General features: G+C 65.8%; 13 protein-coding genes. 6 read left to right on the plus strand and 7 right to left on the minus strand.

Annotated elements, in window-relative coordinates:
- A partial coding sequence (locus tag AAGI46_02645; GenBank protein MEM1011102.1) for a hypothetical protein occupies window positions 1-891 on the plus strand: 891 nt, incomplete at its 5' end.
- Window positions 892-1,060: 169 nt separating this feature from the next.
- Window positions 1,061-4,957, plus strand: a complete 3,897-nt coding sequence (locus AAGI46_02650) for a hypothetical protein (protein MEM1011103.1) — start codon at window positions 1,061-1,063, stop codon at window positions 4,955-4,957.
- Here the strand turns inward: AAGI46_02650 and pflA are convergent.
- The 3 genes from pflA to AAGI46_02665 form a co-directional block, all read right to left on the minus strand.
- Window positions 4,954-5,790 carry a pyruvate formate-lyase-activating protein gene (gene pflA / locus AAGI46_02655; protein MEM1011104.1) on the minus strand — a complete coding sequence of 279 codons (837 nt, stop codon included), beginning with the start codon at window positions 5,788-5,790 and terminating at the stop codon, window positions 4,954-4,956. The genes AAGI46_02650 and pflA overlap by 4 nt on opposite strands.
- A 209-nt stretch (window positions 5,791-5,999) precedes the next feature.
- A complete protein-coding gene (pflB, locus tag AAGI46_02660; GenBank protein ID MEM1011105.1) occupies window positions 6,000-8,273 on the minus strand; it encodes a formate C-acetyltransferase in 2,274 nt (757 codons plus the stop codon).
- 128 nt (window positions 8,274-8,401) lie between these two features.
- Entirely contained in the window at window positions 8,402-9,748 is a 1,347-nt protein-coding gene (locus tag AAGI46_02665) for an OFA family MFS transporter (GenBank protein MEM1011106.1), read from the minus strand.
- 136 nt (window positions 9,749-9,884) lie between these two features.
- On the opposite strand from AAGI46_02665, the gene AAGI46_02670 reads away from it, so the two are divergent.
- Window positions 9,885-10,427 (plus strand): pyridoxamine 5'-phosphate oxidase family protein, encoded by a 543-nt coding sequence (locus AAGI46_02670; GenBank protein MEM1011107.1) that lies wholly within the window; start codon window positions 9,885-9,887, stop codon window positions 10,425-10,427.
- A gap of 10 nt (window positions 10,428-10,437) precedes the next feature.
- On the opposite strand, the gene tadA is transcribed toward AAGI46_02670, so the two are convergent.
- Together tadA and AAGI46_02680 are read right to left on the minus strand one after the other, a co-directional pair.
- Window positions 10,438-10,908 carry a tRNA adenosine(34) deaminase TadA gene (gene tadA / locus AAGI46_02675; protein MEM1011108.1) on the minus strand — a complete coding sequence of 157 codons (471 nt, stop codon included), beginning with the start codon at window positions 10,906-10,908 and terminating at the stop codon, window positions 10,438-10,440.
- A 4-nt stretch (window positions 10,909-10,912) separates the two neighbouring features.
- Window positions 10,913-11,218, minus strand: coding sequence for a NifU family protein (locus AAGI46_02680; GenBank protein MEM1011109.1), 306 nt, complete (start codon window positions 11,216-11,218; stop codon window positions 10,913-10,915).
- Between the two features lie 73 nt (window positions 11,219-11,291).
- Between AAGI46_02680 and AAGI46_02685 the strand changes: the two genes are divergently transcribed.
- Complete coding sequence (locus AAGI46_02685; GenBank protein MEM1011110.1) at window positions 11,292-12,152, plus strand: TIM barrel protein; 861 nt, start codon at window positions 11,292-11,294, stop codon at window positions 12,150-12,152.
- A 1-nt stretch (window position 12,153) separates the two neighbouring features.
- On the opposite strand, the gene AAGI46_02690 is transcribed toward AAGI46_02685, so the two are convergent.
- Window positions 12,154-13,023 (minus strand): helix-turn-helix transcriptional regulator, encoded by an 870-nt coding sequence (locus AAGI46_02690; GenBank protein MEM1011111.1) that lies wholly within the window; start codon window positions 13,021-13,023, stop codon window positions 12,154-12,156.
- Between the two features lie 239 nt (window positions 13,024-13,262).
- On the opposite strand from AAGI46_02690, the gene AAGI46_02695 reads away from it, so the two are divergent.
- Entirely contained in the window at window positions 13,263-14,021 is a 759-nt protein-coding gene (locus tag AAGI46_02695) for a hypothetical protein (protein MEM1011112.1), read from the plus strand.
- A 1-nt stretch (window position 14,022) separates the two neighbouring features.
- A complete protein-coding gene (locus AAGI46_02700) occupies window positions 14,023-14,265 on the plus strand; it encodes a Trm112 family protein (GenBank protein MEM1011113.1) in 243 nt (80 codons plus the stop codon).
- A 155-nt stretch (window positions 14,266-14,420) separates the two neighbouring features.
- Here AAGI46_02700 and AAGI46_02705 read toward each other — a convergent pair whose 3' ends face one another.
- Entirely contained in the window at window positions 14,421-16,316 is a 1,896-nt protein-coding gene (locus AAGI46_02705) for a TolC family protein (protein ID MEM1011114.1), read from the minus strand.
- Window positions 16,317-16,333 lie beyond the last annotated feature (17 nt).

Consider the following 16,333-nt stretch of genomic DNA (forward strand, 5'->3'; position numbering starts at 1 on the left):
CGCAGTCACGAACAGTTTGCCGGCGTGCTGCGATACCTGCGAGAGCACGACAAGGCGATCGAGCACGCCAGCGAAGTCGTCCGGCGCGGCGAGACCGTCGGCCTGCCGAGGGACGAGGAGATTCTGCGGAACGCTCGCCTGACGCTGAGCGACTCGCGGCTTCGTCGCAGAGCACCCGGCGACCTCGAAGGCATGCGTGAGCTCGCCCTCGACGCCCAACGCCGCATGGAGGCAACGTCGCCGAGAAGTGTCGCGGCGCGAGAGAACCTGAGCCGATTGATGCTCAACTACGCCGACGGTATCCTCGAGTTTGCCAATGAGCAGAATCCGGAGCTTCGCCAGGAGTTCCCGGAGTTCCTCACGCTCGGCTACGAGCTCATCGCCGACATTCCGATGGGCACGTCACGGTCGATGCTGCAGTTGAATCACCTGCATGCCAACCTGCTCGCGCGGTCGGGTGAGTGGTTCCGGGCGCTAGAAATCTACAAAGAGTTGATCCCTATGATCGACAAGGCCTTCGAGCCGCATCAGTCGCCGTGGTTGAACTCGCAGACCAGCTACCTGCTGCTGCGAGCCATTTACGAAACGCGTGACGCGCCGCCGGAGCAAGTCGACGAGATCTTGTCCGACCTTCGACGACTGTTCGAACTGACGCGCGACCGCAACTTCGTCCACGGGGCAGCTCCGTACTCGATGGTGCTGTGGAATGCCGGGCGTTTCGAGGAGGTGCGTGACGTCTCGCGTGAGATCATCGCGATGGGTCCTGAGAAGCCGCACACGCCTCGCGGCGCTTTCGAGCAAGCCCAAGTCATGCTGACCGAGCTGCGTCAGATGCACCCCGACTTGTTTGACGTACCCGCGACGCAGCCCAGTGCTGCAGAAGCCGATTAGCGTTTGTTCACGCTGGGGTGGCCTCCATGTGTCCGCGATTTGGTCGTTCGGCCACCCGTTGAGATTTTTCTGGCAGTCCTCGTCCGCATTCGACGCGACTGGTTGGAGACCCCGGGGCATGGGCTCCAGGTCGCATCAAGCCAACCACCCACCGGTCGAGGAGATCGCCATGAAACGTCGTCACATTCAGTCCGTCCTCGCTGCTGCCGTCGTCGCGGCGATGCCCGCCGTCACCCACGCGGACGATCTCACCTGGCAGGGCAACGCTGGTCCGCTCAACTTCTGGGACACCGCCACCAACTGGACCCCGGCCCAGACGCCGGACTCGACCGACAACGTCTTCCTCGGACGCGACATCGGCCTCGGGCTCGAGACCATCATCCTCGGTGCCACCAGCAACGCCGCCAACGTCAACTTCACCAGCGGCCAGTGGGAGCTGACTGGTGCCGCAGGCGGCGTGCTGACCAGCACCGGCTTTCCGCTCATCGACGACCTGCTCGCGACCGACCTGGACTCGGGCGTCTTCGTCAATCTCTCGAACGGTGCGGTCTGGAACAGCCAGCAGAACTTCAGCGTCGCCGGCGACGGCTTCGGCACGCTGCTGGTCGACAGTGGCTCGGTTATCAACGCCCGCGCCTTCCGCGTCGGCGGGCTTGAAGATCAGGACGGCGTCGGCGTGATGACCGTCAGCGGCACCGGCAGCCGACTCGAAGCGACGCTCAACCTCAACACGAACCTCTTCGCCATCGGCTTCGGCACGGGCACCGGCACGCTCAACGTCCTCGACGGTGCGACCATGGGCACGACGACGACCGGTGCGGGCGACATCCGTGTGGGCGACGGCGTCGGCTCGACCGGCACGCTGAACGTCGACGGCGTGGGCAGCTTCGTCGAAACCGAAGACCTGCTCATCGGTAACACCGGCGACGGTTTCTTGAACGTCACCAACGGCGGCCGGGTCATCCTGACCGACGGCACCTCGCCGCAAGCCATCATCGGCGTCGCCGACGGTGCCAATGGCGCGGCCTTCGTTTCCGGGGCGGGATCAGAGCTAACCGGCTGGCGAGTCGAAGTTGGTTCATCCGGAAACGGCCGGCTCGTGGTCAGCGATGGCGGCCTGGCGCGTGCCCGCTTCAGCAGCAGCGATATCGCCACCGGCAACGGGGACGTTCAGATCGGCTTCCTCGCCAGCGCACAAGGCGTTGCCTCGGTCGTCGGCACCGGCACGCTTCAGGCCGACCGCTTCCTTCTCGTCGGCAACGATGGCGACGGGACACTCCTCGTCGGACGCGACCTCGCCAACAACAGCGTCGGCGGCGGCACGGTGATCGCGCGAGACCTCTACATCGGCGAGGGCGTCGGCAACACGTTCACCAACGCGATGATCGTCGACGGCGGCACCGTCAACGTCGGCAACAACATCCGCGTCGGCAGCCAGTCCGCCGGCACGATGGAAGTCCTCAACGGCAGCACCGTCACGGCGACCGACATCCAAGTCGGTGCGTTGCCCGGCGCGAACGGCACACTCACGGTCGACGGCGTCGGAACGAGCGTCACCGCCACGGAAATGTTCGCAGGCAACCGCAACAGCGGCGATCCGTCGGTCGGCGTCATCAATGTTCAGAACAACGCGACCGCCACCTTCACGCAAGCGTCCGGCGTCGCAGTCACGCTCGGGGACGATCCGGGCGGCGAGGGGACCATCAACATCTCCTCGGGCGGCAGTGTTGCGACGACCGGCGTGGCCGAGGTCTGGGTCGGCGGATCGAGCAACGACACCGGCGGCGTCGGCACCATCAACGTCGCCAGTGGCGGCAGCTTCACCAGCGGTGGACGTGTCATCGTCGGCTGGGGCGTCGACGCCGTCGGTGCCATCGACGTGACGGGCAACGGCTCGACCTTCGACGGTAACGGCGATTTCGTCCTGGTCGGCTTCGGCGGGACGGGAACGCTCGGCGTCAGCGACGGTGCCAGCTTCACCGCCAACGGCGTCTTCCTCGGCGACGGCAGCCTCGCCGACGGCACGATGACCGTCTCCGGCAACACGACCACCGCCGACATCGACGGCACCTTCATCGTCGGCGACACCGGCCTTGGTAGCCTGACCATCGACGGCGGGGCGACCGTCACCAGCAGCGGCGGCAGTGGCTTCTTTATCGTCGCCGACGAAGGGAACAGCGACGGCTCGAGCCTCACCATCAGCGGTGCCGGCAGCACGCTCGACTACGCCGGCACCAACCGTGTCATCCTCGGCCACTTTGGCGGCAGCAGTGCCTCTCCGACCACGGTTCTTGTCGAAGACGGTGGCCTGCTTCGATCGTCGGGTGCCGTCAACGTCTCCGAGCAGGACAACAGCAACACGCTTCTGACCGTCGACGGCGGGACGATCGAAGGGACATCGATGAACGTCGCGGTCGATCCCGGAACGGTTGCAGACGTCGTCGTCTCGAACGGCGGGCGGATTCTGATCGACGACTTCGCCGAGATCGCCGCGGAGAACAACGGCAACGCGTCGCTCATCGTCGAAGATGCCGGCTCGCTCTTCCAGACCGGCGGCGACTTCTCCGTCTCTGCCACCGCCAGCGTCAACAGTGACGGCGACCTGTTCGTCCGTGACGGCGGCCGCGTCGAAACCGGCAACCTCGGCTTCGTCGGACGCTTCAACAACGACCGCGGCACAGCCACCATCGGCGGCACCGGCGCGCCCGCTTCCTGGACCATCGGCAGCACCCTCTTCGTCGGCCCGAACACCGCCAGCGGCTTCGGCCTGCTCAATGTCGAAGAAAACGGCACCGTCGACGTCGAAGGCCCGCTCAGCCTCCGGCAAAACGGCACCGTCAGCGTCAACGGCGGCTCGCTGGAGTTTGACAGCCTGACCCTTTCCGGCGGCACGTTGAACTTCAACAGCGGCGCGGTCCGCTTCACGAACGCGACAGGCACGACACTCTCTCCCACCACCATCGAAGCGGTGCTCGGCGAAGACGCGACGATCGTCGACGGCCAGACGTTCGGCGTTGAAGGCTTGGCCGTCCTCGGCGGTGGCTTCCGCATCAACGGCGGCCGGTTCGAAGTCGGCTCGATCGGCACGAGTGGCTTCGACCAGATCGACTTCGACCGCGGTACCTTCGCCCTGACAAACAGCAACCTCATCGTCGGCAGCAACGGCCTGTTCGGCTCAACCGCGACGCTCACACAAGACCAAAACCTCGAAGTCGCCAACGACGTCATCGTTCAGGCCGGTTCGGAGCTCACGCTCGTCGGCGGCTACTCGGCCGGTCGGACGATCAACGCCGGTGCCGTCACCTTCATCACCCCCAGCGGCACCAAGGTTGTTGACGGCGAGTTCGAGACAACTGGCGACACCACGCTCGTCGGCAACGTCCAGTTCGAAGACCTCGTCAGCGGACCGGGCAACTTCTTCGGGCCAGGCCAGGCGATCTTCGCCGGCGGGTACGCACCCGGTAACAGTCCCGGCGTCGTCGAGTTCGAGGGCGACGTCACCTTCGGCGAAGCGAACGACCTCGAAATCGAACTCGAAGGCCTGAGCGTCGGCGAGTTCGACCGACTCGAGATCCTCGGCGACCTCGCGCTCGGCGGAACGCTGACCATCACCGACGGCGACGGCTTCGTCCCGTCCATCGGCGATGTCTTCGAGATCTTCACCTTCAACTCGATCAGCGGTGCGTTCTCGTCCGTCGTCAACGCGACCTCCGACTCGAGCCTCATGTTCGACCTGGACGTCGGCCTCGACTCGCTCGTCCTCCGCGTCCTGGGCGATCTTTTCCCCGGCGACGCCAACGGCGACGGCACCGTCGACCTGGCTGACTTCGGCATCCTTCGGGCCAACTTCGGCTCAACCAACGGCACCTTTGCCACCGGTGACTTCAACGGCGACATGAACGTCGACCTGGCCGACTTCGGCATCTTGCGGGCGAACTTCGGCAGCTCGTCCAACGCGTCCGCCTTCGCACTCATGGACGCCTGGGCGGTCACGGTCCCCGAGCCGACGCTCGTCGCTCCCGCACTGGTGGGTCTGCTCGCCCTTCGTCGTCGCCGGTCGAACTAAACAACCGGCAGGCCGAGTTCTCGGAAGAAACGCCGTACCTCGTCCGCCCGCTCGGGTGGGCAGGGCGGCGTCGTTTCGAGTGGGTAGGCCACACCCAGCTCCTGCCACTTGTGCCGACCCATCTGGTGGAACGGCAGCACTTCGACTCGCTCGACGTTCGAGAGCGACTCGGCAAATTCGCCCCAACCACGGAGGTTGTCTTCGCCGTCCGTGAGACCTGGCACGAGGACCAGCCGCAACCACATCGGGCGACCGCTGTCGCTAAGTCGACGGGCGAACTGCAAGATCGGCTCGACATCGATGCCGGTGACTTGCTTGTGCAGCTCGGGCAGGAAGCTCTTGAGGTCCAGCAAGAACAGGTCGATGTCGTCGAGGTCGTCGTCGCTCAGGCGATCGCCGAGGTAGCCGTTGGTGTCGAGCGCCGTGTGCAGGCCGAGCGCCTTCCCGCCGCGGAGCAGCTTCCTTGCGAAAGCCGCCTGAACGAGCGGTTCGCCGCCGCTGACGGTCATCCCGCCCCCGGCCGACTTCAGGAACGGGGCAAACTTCTCCACGTCACCAAGGACGCTGTCGACGCTCCGCTGCGTCCCGCCGCCGCGACGCCACGTGTCGGGGTTGTGGCAGTACTGGCACCGCATCAGGCAACCGGTTGTCCAGACGACGAACCGCAGACCTGGTCCGTCGACGGCCGATGCGTTCTCCGTCGAGTGGACAAAACCAACTTCGCCGGCCTGCCGCCTCTGTCGATCGTCGTCCCCGGCGACCGCGTCGAAGATCGGCAGCCGTGTCGACGATCGCGACGGGCGTTCCTGGAGCAGTGGAACCGGGCAGGGCATGGATCGAGCGCAAAAGAAAACGCGACCCTGTGGGGTCGCGGGTCGGGATCACTGACAAGCGAAGTTTGGCTGCCGAGTGGGCTGCCGATTGAAAGATTGCTTCAGGACCAGGCCCGCAGACCTCACAGGTTCGCGACTTCTGTAGTATCGGATATTTCGGCCGATTTGCATTGAAAAAGGGGTGAGTCAATTCGGCACACGTCCGGCCATCACAGCTTCTCGTGGAACGTCCGGTCGACGACGTCCTGTTGTTGCTCGGGCGTGAGCTTCACGAAGTTCACTGCGTAGCCGCTGACGCGGACGGTGAGCTGTGGGTAGTTCTCCGGATTGGCCATCGCGTCGAGGAGTGTTTCGCGGTCGAGCACGTTGACGTTCATGTGGAACCCGCCCGAGCCGAAGTAGCCGTCGAGGCAGCCGGCCAGGTTGGCGACCTGGTCGTCCTTGTTGCTGCCGAGGGCTGACGGCAGGACTGTGTTGGTCAAGCTGATGCCGTCCTGCGCCTCGGCGTACGGCAGCTTGGCGACGGACAAGGCACTCGCGATGTACCCCTCAGCGTCGCGGCCGTGCATCGGGTTGGCACCGGGCGCGAACGGCTCGCCCGCCTTGCGACCGTCGGGTGTGGAGCCGGTGGCCTTGCCGTAGACAACGTTGCTCGTGATCGTCAGAACGCTCTGCGTGTGCGTCGCGTCGCGGTAAGTCGGGTGCTTCCGCAGCTTGCTCATGAACTGACCCATGAGCCACGCGGCGATATCGTCGGCCCGGTCGTCGTTGTTGCCATAGGTCGGGAAGTCGCCCTCGATCTCGTAGTCGGTCACGAGTCCGGTCGCGTCGCGCTTGGCCTTGACGGTCGCGTGCTTGATCGCGCTCAGCGAGTCGGCGACGACCGACAGACCCGCGATGCCGAAGGCCATGGTCCGCTTCGGGTTGTAATCGTGCAGGGCCATCTCGACGCGCTCGTAGGCGTACTTGTCGTGCATGTAGTGAATGCAGTTCATCGCGTTCACGTACACGCCGGCCAGCCAGTCCATCGCCTTGTCGAACCGCTCAAGCACGGCCTTTTCGTCGAGCACATCGCCTTCGATCGGCGCGAAGGCGGGCATGACCTGCTTGCCCGTCAGCTCGTCGCGCCCGCCGTTGATGGCATAGAGGAGGCACTTGGCGAGATTGACGCGCGCCCCGAAGAGCTGCATCTCCTTGCCGACGGCCATGCCGCTGACGCAGCAGGCGATGGCCGCGTCGTCGCCGCGGCTTTCGCGGAGCAAGTCGTCGTTTTCGTACTGAACGCTGCTGGTGTCGACGCTGACCTTGGCACAGAATTTCTTGAAGCCGTCCGGCAAGTCCTTGGACCAGAAGACGGTCATGTTCGGCTCCGGTGCCGGGCCGAGGTTGTAGAGCGTGTGCAGGTAGCGGAAGCTGGTCTTGGTGACGAGGGGTCGCCCGTCAGCGGCGACGCCGCCGAGCGCCTCCGTGACCCAGGTCGGGTCGCCACTGAACAGGGCGTCGTACTCCGGCGTTCGGAGGAACCGCACGATCCGGAGCTTCATCACGAAGTCGTCGACGATCTCTTGCGCCTCGGCTTCCGTCAGCGCGCCTTCGCGCAGGTCGCGCTCGAAGTAGACGTCGAGGAACGTGCTCGTCCGGCCGAGGCTCATCGCCGCGCCGTTCTGCTCTTTCACCGCCGCGAGGTAGGCGAAGTAGAGCCACTGCACGGCCTCCTTTGCGGTGGTCGCGGCCTTGCCGATGTCGAAGCCGTAGTTGGCGGCCATCTGCTTGAGTTCGCCGAGCGCCTTGATCTGCTCGGCCACCTCTTCGCGATCGCGAATGACCGACTCGGTGCTGTGCTGCCTGTCGAGCTCGGCCTTCTCTTGCTCCTTGACCTCGATCAGTCGATTCACCCCGTAGAGCGCGACGCGGCGATAGTCGCCGATGATGCGACCGCGGCCGTAGGCGTCGGGCAGGCCCGTCACGATGTGGCTGCTGCGTGCCTTGCGGATCTCGGGCGTGTAGACGTCGAAGACGCCGTCGTTGTGCGTCTTGCGGTACTTGGTGAAGATCTCGCGGAGCTTCGGATCGGGCTCGAAGCCGAAGGCCTTCAACCCGCCCTCGACCATGCGCCAACCACCATTGGGGAAGATGGCTCGTTTGAGCGGTGCGTCGGTCTGCAGGCCAACGATGAGTTCGTTGTCCTTGTCGATGTAGCCCGGCTCGTGGGCGGTGATGCTCGACGGGATCTGGCTGACGTCGAGGACGCCGCGCTGGCGTTCTTCCTTGAAGAGCTCACCGAGCCGGTTCCACAGGTCGGTCGTCCGCGGTGTGGGCCCTTCGAGGAAGGTGTCGCTGCCGGCGTAGGGCGTGAAGTTGGCTTGGACGAAGCCGCGGACGTCGATCTCGTCGAGCCAGGCTCCGCCCTGGAAGTCGCGCCAGGCGGCGCGGTGTTCGTCGTTCATGAAAGCCGGCTGAACCTTGGTGCGTTTGTTGTCCATTTCACTCTCTTTTCGTCTCTGTACTCAGTTTATCGTTGAGACGAGGTTGTCGGATCAGCATCGCCTGCGACATCAAGCCACCTGGGGCACATTGACGCAGGGACTACTGGCTCGGACAACAGTGCTGTTCAGGCTGGATCCAACAGTCGTCGCTTGCTGCGGATGTCGGCCGCCATGAGCAGCGAGACGACGAACGCGACCACGAACAGACCGGCCAGGATGTACAGCACGGCCGAGTAGTAGCTTGATGTCCCGGCTTCGCCCGCGAGCCAGCCGACGGCCGGGATGATCATGCTCGGCCCGGCGATGCCGGCCGCCGCCCAGGCGGTGAGCGTGTAGCCGTGGATGGCCCCGAGCTGCCTGGTGCCAAACAGGTCGCCCAGAAACGCCGGCAGCGTCGCGAAGCCGCCGCCGTAGCACGTCAGCACGAGGCACAGCAGGACTTGGAAGACGAGCGTGCTCGTCACGTTCGCCAGCAGCACGAAGGCGACGATCTGGATGACGAAGAACAGACTGAACGTCAGCGCCCTGCCGAGGTAGTCGCTGGCAGACGCCCAGCCGATGCGGCCCAAGCCGTTGAAGATGCCCAAGATACCCACGAGCGTCCCGGCCGCGATCGGGTCGAGGTCGATCATCGTCTCGACCATCGGCGAGGCGATGCTGATGATTGCGATACCGCAGGTGACGTTGATGAACAGCATCACCCACATGTAGTAAAACCGCCTTGTCCCGAGGGCTTGGTTGGCAGTCAACTGGGCGAGGTCGCGACGAGCAGGCTTGCTGCCACCAGCGGCGTCCGGGTCGAAGCCGCGTGGCTGATATCCGGCGGGCGGCGGACTGAGGTACTGCGCGGAGAGGAGCATCACGACCGCGTAGACGCCGCCGAGCAGGAAGAACGTCCGCGACACGCTCCACGCCGAGTAGACCGCCGCCGACTCGCCGGAGCCGTCTGCCTGGAACAGGTTGGCCATGACCGGCGCGGCGATCATCGAGGCGAAGCCGAAGCCCATGATCGCCAGGCCCGTCGCGAGGCCGCGCTTGTCGGGGAACCACTTGACGAGTGTGCTGACGGGCGTGATGTACCCGACGCCGAGCCCGATGCCACCGAGCACGCCGTACGTCAGGTAGAAGAGCCACAGCGACTGCAGCTGCACCGCGACGCCCGCCCCGATCAGGCCGAGCCCGAAACACGTCGCCGAGAGCCTGCCGGCTGCGCGTGGCCCGTGCTTCTCGACAAAGTGCCCCAGAAACGCCGCCGAGATGCCGACGAAGGCGATGGCGATGCTGAAGCTGACCTTCACCGCGTCTGACTCAGCCCCGAGCACTTCGCTGACCGGCTGGGTCATGACGCTGTACGCGTAGACGCTGCCGATGCAGATGTGGATGCCGACACCGCTTGCGGCGATGAGCCAGCGGTTCTTGTGCGACGGTGCAGCAGGAGCGGCCGGCTGCACTTCAGGGGTTTGCGTCAACATCGCTCAACAGAAACTAATCAACGAAGCGTCACTCGCACGTGCAGCAGGTGCGACAGTGCAGACGCGACGCTGCGACTTAGCGCACCATCACCCCGGTCGACTTGCCTTGCCGAAGGGTCCTGTCGACACTTCGGACATGCAAGACGCCAACTGGACCGCCGCCCTGACCAACGGCCTTTCCCACGAGGGCGACGGGCCGCACCTGTGCGTCCTGGCCACCGTCGACGGGCAGATGAAGCCGATGGCCCGGTGCATGTACTGCCGCGAAGTGACCGAGGACGGGCAGCTCATCTTCGTCAGCGATCGCCGCACGCGCAAGGACCAACACCTCCGCGAGCGGCCGGACGCCGAAGTCGTCTTCTGGCTCGAGAGTCAGCGCACGCAGTTCCGCGTTCGCGGCCATGCCGTCGTCGTCGGGGCAGAGATGGACGACTACATGCGGCAGACGTGGTGGTCCAAAATCAGCGACGAGAGCCGGGCCATCTTCAAGGGCCTTGGCAACGGCTGGGAGCTTGCAGAGGGTGAGCCGACGAAAGTCACCGCCGACACGCCGATGCCGTCGACGTTCGAAATGCTGGTGCTGAATCCGGAAGAGGTCGAGATGCTGGTCTTGAAGGAGCAGCCGCAGATCCGCAGAGCCTGGAGCAAGAGCGGCGACGACTGGTCGCAGAGCGACTAGGAGTCGTCTCTTACTTCTTCCCGAGGCTCCGCTGCTTGCGGAAGAAGGCTCGCAGGCGTTCGGCGCACTCGTCTTCAAGCACGCCGGACGTGATGGTGGCCTGGTGGTTGAGCCGCGGGTCGTCGATGAGGTTCATCAGGCTGCCCGCCGCGCCGGCTTTGGGGTCGTGGCAGCCATAGACGACGTGTGGCACGCGGGCGTTGACGATCGCCCCGGCACACATGACGCACGGTTCCAGCGTCACGACCAGCGTGCAGCCGACCAACCGCCACGAGCCGACAGCGGCCGACGCCTGACGCATGGCGACGATCTCGGCGTGGGCGGACGGATCCTCATCCTGCTCGCGACGATTTCGACCGCGGCCGATGACGGTGCCGTTCTCGTCGAGGACGACGCACCCGACGGGCACGTCGCCTTCACGCTCGGCCGCGTCCGCCTCGGCGAGGGCCAGACGCATCCAGGCTTCGGCGTCGACGGGCAACGCGTCACTCCTCCACGGCCACGACGTGCTTGATGCCGTCGACGGCGGCGATGAGGTGCCGCTCGACGCCATCGCGGAGTGTCATCTCGCTGCTCGGGCAGCCGACGCAGGCACCGAGGAAGCGGATGGTGACCGTGTCGTCGTCGATGCGAACGAGTTCGATGTCGCCACCATCTTCGCGGACGGCCGGGCGAAGGCGTTCGAGTGCGGCCTCGACCTCGAGTTCGCGCGGGCCGAACGTGGCCACGGGCACGGCCTGCGGGTCCGTGCGCCGCTTGCTCTTGATGCGAACCTGGGGCAGCGAGGGCACGACGGATGGTATGCGGCAGAGACCCGACTCGGATGCGGCACGTCCAAGAGTGCCGCAACCTACCTTTTCTTAGATGCACGCACGACGCGACGGCAAGCTGCGGCTCGCGATGGAAAGCGGACGCGATCTGCGTTCCTCAGCCGAGGCGGCGGGACGACGACAGTTTGATGCGCTGTCGGTCGAAGCGAGCGCCATCGCTGGTCTCGACTCGGCCTCGGCCCGGCGTGAGCTTCGGGCGACGCTCTCCAAGCACGGACTTCAGGCTGGCGTCCTCCGGCATCGCGTGAGCGGTCGCGGCCTGTCGGAGACGTGCGACGTCGACCGATTCGTGGACGAGCTTGCGAAATCGCTGACGGCCGCACGCGACTGTGGGTTTGCGTGCGTCGCGTGCGATCTCGGGCAGGTTCCGAGTCGGCCGACCACGACGCCCGCGCCGAAAGCCAAGGCACCCGACGCCGGCCTGCTGATTCTGCCCGGGGCCGACGAGATCGCGAAGTTCGGCCAGGGCGACGTCAGCGAGCCCTCGAAGCCCGCCGACGCCGATCACGTCGCGTTGGCCGAGGAAGCTCTTCGCGTCGTCGCCACCCATGCAGATCGTCTGACGTTGCCCGTCGCGTTCGGCACGACGTTGGCGAGCGACGACGACCTTTCGGCGCTGCTGTCGGCGGTCGACTGCCGGCTGTTCGGACGCGAGCTGGACCCGGCGTCGAGTCTCGACGCGCTGTCGCACGACGTGGCGAGCGTGGTCGCGCTGACGCCACCGTTGCTGCACGTCGTCGGCAGCGACGCGCAGGGTCACGGCGTTCGTCAGCGCGCTTGCAAGCTTGGCGAGGGCGACGTGCCGTGGGCGGAACTCGCTGATGTGCTGCGCCAAGCCGACTTCGGCGGCTTCGTCACGCTGCCACACGGCGCGCCGGCTGCGTTGCCGGCGTAGGTCACGCCGCGTCGAGCAGGCGTCGGTCGACGAAGAGGGCCAGGAGTTCGCCGCGGCTGCTGACGTCGAACTCGGCGTAGAGGCGTTTGACGTGCGTGTGCACCGTGTGCGCGCTGACGCCGAGTTCTGCGGCCGCCTCTTTTTCGCTGTGGCCGCGCAGGAGCAGCCGCAGCACATCGCGTTGGCGTTCGGACAGCTCGTGCCCGAAGAGCGGATCCCAATGGGCCGAGTTGCCGGCAGGTTTGCCTGGCGGCGGCTCGGCGGGCGCGTCGGCGAAGTTGGCGTCGAAAAACTCGCGATAGAGCATCGGTGCGGCCGCACGGAGCATGAGCGAGCTGAGGCGTTTCTGTTCCTGCGTGAATCGTGGCATGCCCTGGCGGCCGTAGCTGGTTAGACCGAGCATGCTGTCAGGTCCGGCGGCCCAGACGGCGATCATGAGGTCGGTCCAGCCGTACGGCTTGAGGAACTTGTCGACGATCTCGCGCTCCCACCAGCCGCGGTAGGTCACTGGCAGGTCTTCGCTGACGATGAAGACGCGTGGCCTGCGCAGGTGTTGGATCGCCTCAGGAATGATCATCCGCACGACCGGAGCGGCCGAGTCGATGACGGCCTGGGGCTCGCTGTCGGGTCGCGGCTCGATGCGATCGAGGATCGGCCCAGTCGGGATGCGCTCGACGATCCACGGGCCTTCCTTTCGCTTGAGCTGATCGTGAAGGATCAGCTGCATGTCGTAGACCTCGGAGCGGCCGGTGAGGAGGCGTTGGAAGTCGCGGAGCAAGGTCAGCACGCGTTCGCGCGGCGGGCCATCGAGGTCCATCGCGTGATTGAGTGCGTCGACGACGCTTTCAGCCGCTTGAAGCGGTTCGAGCATCATCGGCATCGGACTTCGACCGCGGGCCGGTTGACGCAATGGGGCGTTCGCCATGGTGGGTCTCCGAAGCACATCCTCCACGCCACCCGCAAGACCGCCTGGCGGGCTGTCGGGTGTTAGACACCCGAACAGGGGACCTCGATGGTATCGAAAGTCACGATTCGTTGGAGCGTCGGTCTTCGGTTTTGTGCGGGAAAATCGGTGAAGCTGCTGCCGATGGCTCGACATAAGTTGATCTCATGTCCGCCGCCGTCGATCGGTACACCGCCATCGTCAAAGACGCCGCCTGCCGGGGTCGTCCGACGCGACGCGACGGGCTGTTCGCCGGCCTTGCGTTGTGCGATGCGATCGAGGGCGTGACGAGTCCGACGAGCGAATCCGCCGATGATGCCGACGAAGCGGGACACCGTCGTCCGGTCTACGCCGCGCTGGCTCGCTACGCGCAGGCATTGGCGGCGCGGCTTCGTGGCGAGTCGTTGGCATTCGAGTCCAGAACACGCGCGTTCGATCAACGTCCTGATGCCGCTGGTGCGGATCGCGTCGTTGCCGATGTCTTCGACGATCTTTCGCACCTCGTCGGAGACCCGTCGGCCGAGGCGGCGGCGTTGCGGAGCCTGGTGCGGCACCAGGACGACGCGGGTCGGTTTTTCGCGTTCGACGGGCAGTCAGGCGACAACCCGGAGCCGTGGTGGTACCACGAGCTGGTCGCGACCCATGCCGTCACAAGCTTCGCCCGGCTCACCGGCGATGAGCAGGCGACGCACGCGTCGAACAAGGCGGCGGCGTTTCACCACGCGGAGACGCAGGCAGACCACGCGTCGGGCCAGCCGTGGGCGGTGCATGCGTTTCTCGGCGAAGTCGAGTCGATCCCGACGGCCGAGCTGCTGCTCGTCGCCGCGGGCGTGGGGCGTCCGGATTTGGGTGTGGTGTCGCGTCTGATTCTGGCGGATGCGGCCGTGTGGCTGGACGCCGACCTCGCGTCGCGGGCTAGGGTCTGACGTGCCTGAGGGACAAAACGTCGACGAGTTCGAGACGCTGCTCGAGGTGCTGCGTTGCCCGGTGACGCTCAGCCCGTTACGCCGCGAGGGCGACGTCCTCGTCGCAGAAGTCGGCGGGCTTCGCTATCCGATTCGCGACGGCATCCCACAGATGATTGCGGACGAGGCAGAGCTTCCAGACGGTGTCGCATCGCTCGATGAACTCCGCGAGCAGCTGCGGTCGCAAGGTGTCACCGCTCGATGAGCGTGCATTCACCATGCTGCCAGTTCCGTTCTCGCGTTTAGCGGTGAGCGGTAGCGAACTTCCGGTCAGACAGGTTCGCTATCGCTCACCGCTAAACGGTCGTTGTGCGATAATGCAATGCACGGAAACGATGCAGTCCAACCACGGAAACCGCGCTACGGCGCAACACCCGCACCGGTCCCGAGCGCGGGACGGTTCAGAGGCAAAATCGCATCCCGCTGGGCGTCGTCCAGGACGATGTTGTTGTACCGAAGCAGCGTCCCCTTCGCCCGCTCGTAGGTCGCGATCGCGGCGTTGTATTCGGCGAGCGCTTGTTCTTCCGCACTGCGGGCGGCGGAGAGATCGTCGAGCGTGCGGAGGACCAAGTCGCTGAACTGCGGCGTGAGCTGGACCTGCTCGCCCTGAGCCTCGATGACGCGAACCGCCTCTGCCGCAGCGTCGACGGCGTTGCGGAGTTGGACAAGCGCGGAGTAGGCGGCGCTGACGTTCTGCTGCGCTTGCTTAACATCGAGCGTGATCTGCTGTGTCAGCTGCGCCGCCTGCGTTGCGGCCTGGAGACGCTGCAGACGGGCGCGTCGCTCGATCGCCCGGGCCGCACGGTTGCCAAGCGGAATCTCGAACTGGAAGCCCGCGGCGAACGTCGTGCTGTCGAAGTCGAACTGGTTGTCGACGGCATCGGAGTAGTTTTCGTCCAGCCCCTGGAACCCGGCCTCGACCACTGCGTCCAGCCGCGGCAGCAGGTTGTTCCGGCTGACGTCGAGCACCGTCGACGCGTTGCGCACCCGCAGGAGCTGCTGCGCGATCTCAGGCCGGAAGAGCAAACCCGTCTCAACCGCGTCGTCAAAGTCGAACGAGAGCGGCATCTCGAGCGGCGGCGTCGCAGGCGTGATAACCGTCGGCCCGGCCACCGGCATTTCCGGGTCGTTCATCAGGAACTTGAGCTGGTCGCTCAGGTTGACCGCGGCCGTCTCGGCACGGATGAGGCTGGCACGACGCTCCGAAATATCCCGATTCGCCTGGAGAATCTGGAAGGCCGTCGCGTCGAGGATCTCGCGCTTGGCGATCAGGTCGGCCGTGCGGATGGTGCGACGGAGAAGGTCGCGCTGGATCTCGACCTCTTGCCGGGCGGCGTAGAGCTGCCAATAGGTCTGCTCGACGGTGACGAGCACCTCTTCGAGCCGGTTGCGGAACTCCAGAATCGCGATCTGCCGGTCGTTGCTGGCGATCGTGATGCGGGCTCGGTTCACGTCACGGCCGAAGTCACGGAGCAGCGGCTGGGTGATCCGAAGCGTGAGCGAGCTCTCGAACGTGTCCTCCAACTGCGTCAGCCCACGGTTGAAGCTCGTGGGCGACTCGAGGAAGTTGATGTCGTATCGCAGCGACGCCTGACCGCCGGCGGGCAGGTTCTGCGTCAACGCGGTGCTGCTGGAATAGACGCGCTGGATGTCGCTGACGATGCTCGTCAGGTCGATCAGCTGGCCGGCGACCTGCTGTTCGGCGACGCGGCCTTCGAGGCGTTGCTGGAACGTCGGGTCGAACCGCGCGCGGGCTTCGATCTCGCGGGTCGCCTCGATCGCCGGGTCGTAGGCAGCGACGGTGACGTCGAAGTTGTTCATCGCCGCTCGCCGCACCACCTCCGACAGCGGCATCGGCACCAGCATCTCGTCCGACGGCAGCGACGTGTCAGGTCGCGTCGCGGGTTGGGTCGTCGGCTGGGTGGTCGGACGCGTGGCCGGGGCACTGATCTGCCCGAAGCCGGTGTCGACGACGGCTCCGCGTCGGACTTCCTGGCGGGTCACTTCCGAGCTCCGCAGGAAGCCGCGATCGTCCCGCGGCAGCTCGTCAGCGGGCTGGAGCGGACGGAACGTCGTGTTGCGTGCTGCCTCGATCTGCTTCTGTTGGAGCAGTGCCGGGTCGAACGGAGCCGGCTCTCTCGACTGACAACCCGCCACGATCGCACTGGCGACCAGTCCGGCGGCCAAGGCGAGCGACCTGCCGCCGCGACCTGGGGTGACGCGACGCGAAGGCACGGCGGTGGAGTTTCGGGGCATGAGCGGTCGTGCGGAGT

The organism is Planctomycetota bacterium (assembly GCA_038746835.1).
Lineage (GTDB): Bacteria > Planctomycetota > Phycisphaerae > Tepidisphaerales > Tepidisphaeraceae > JBCDKH01.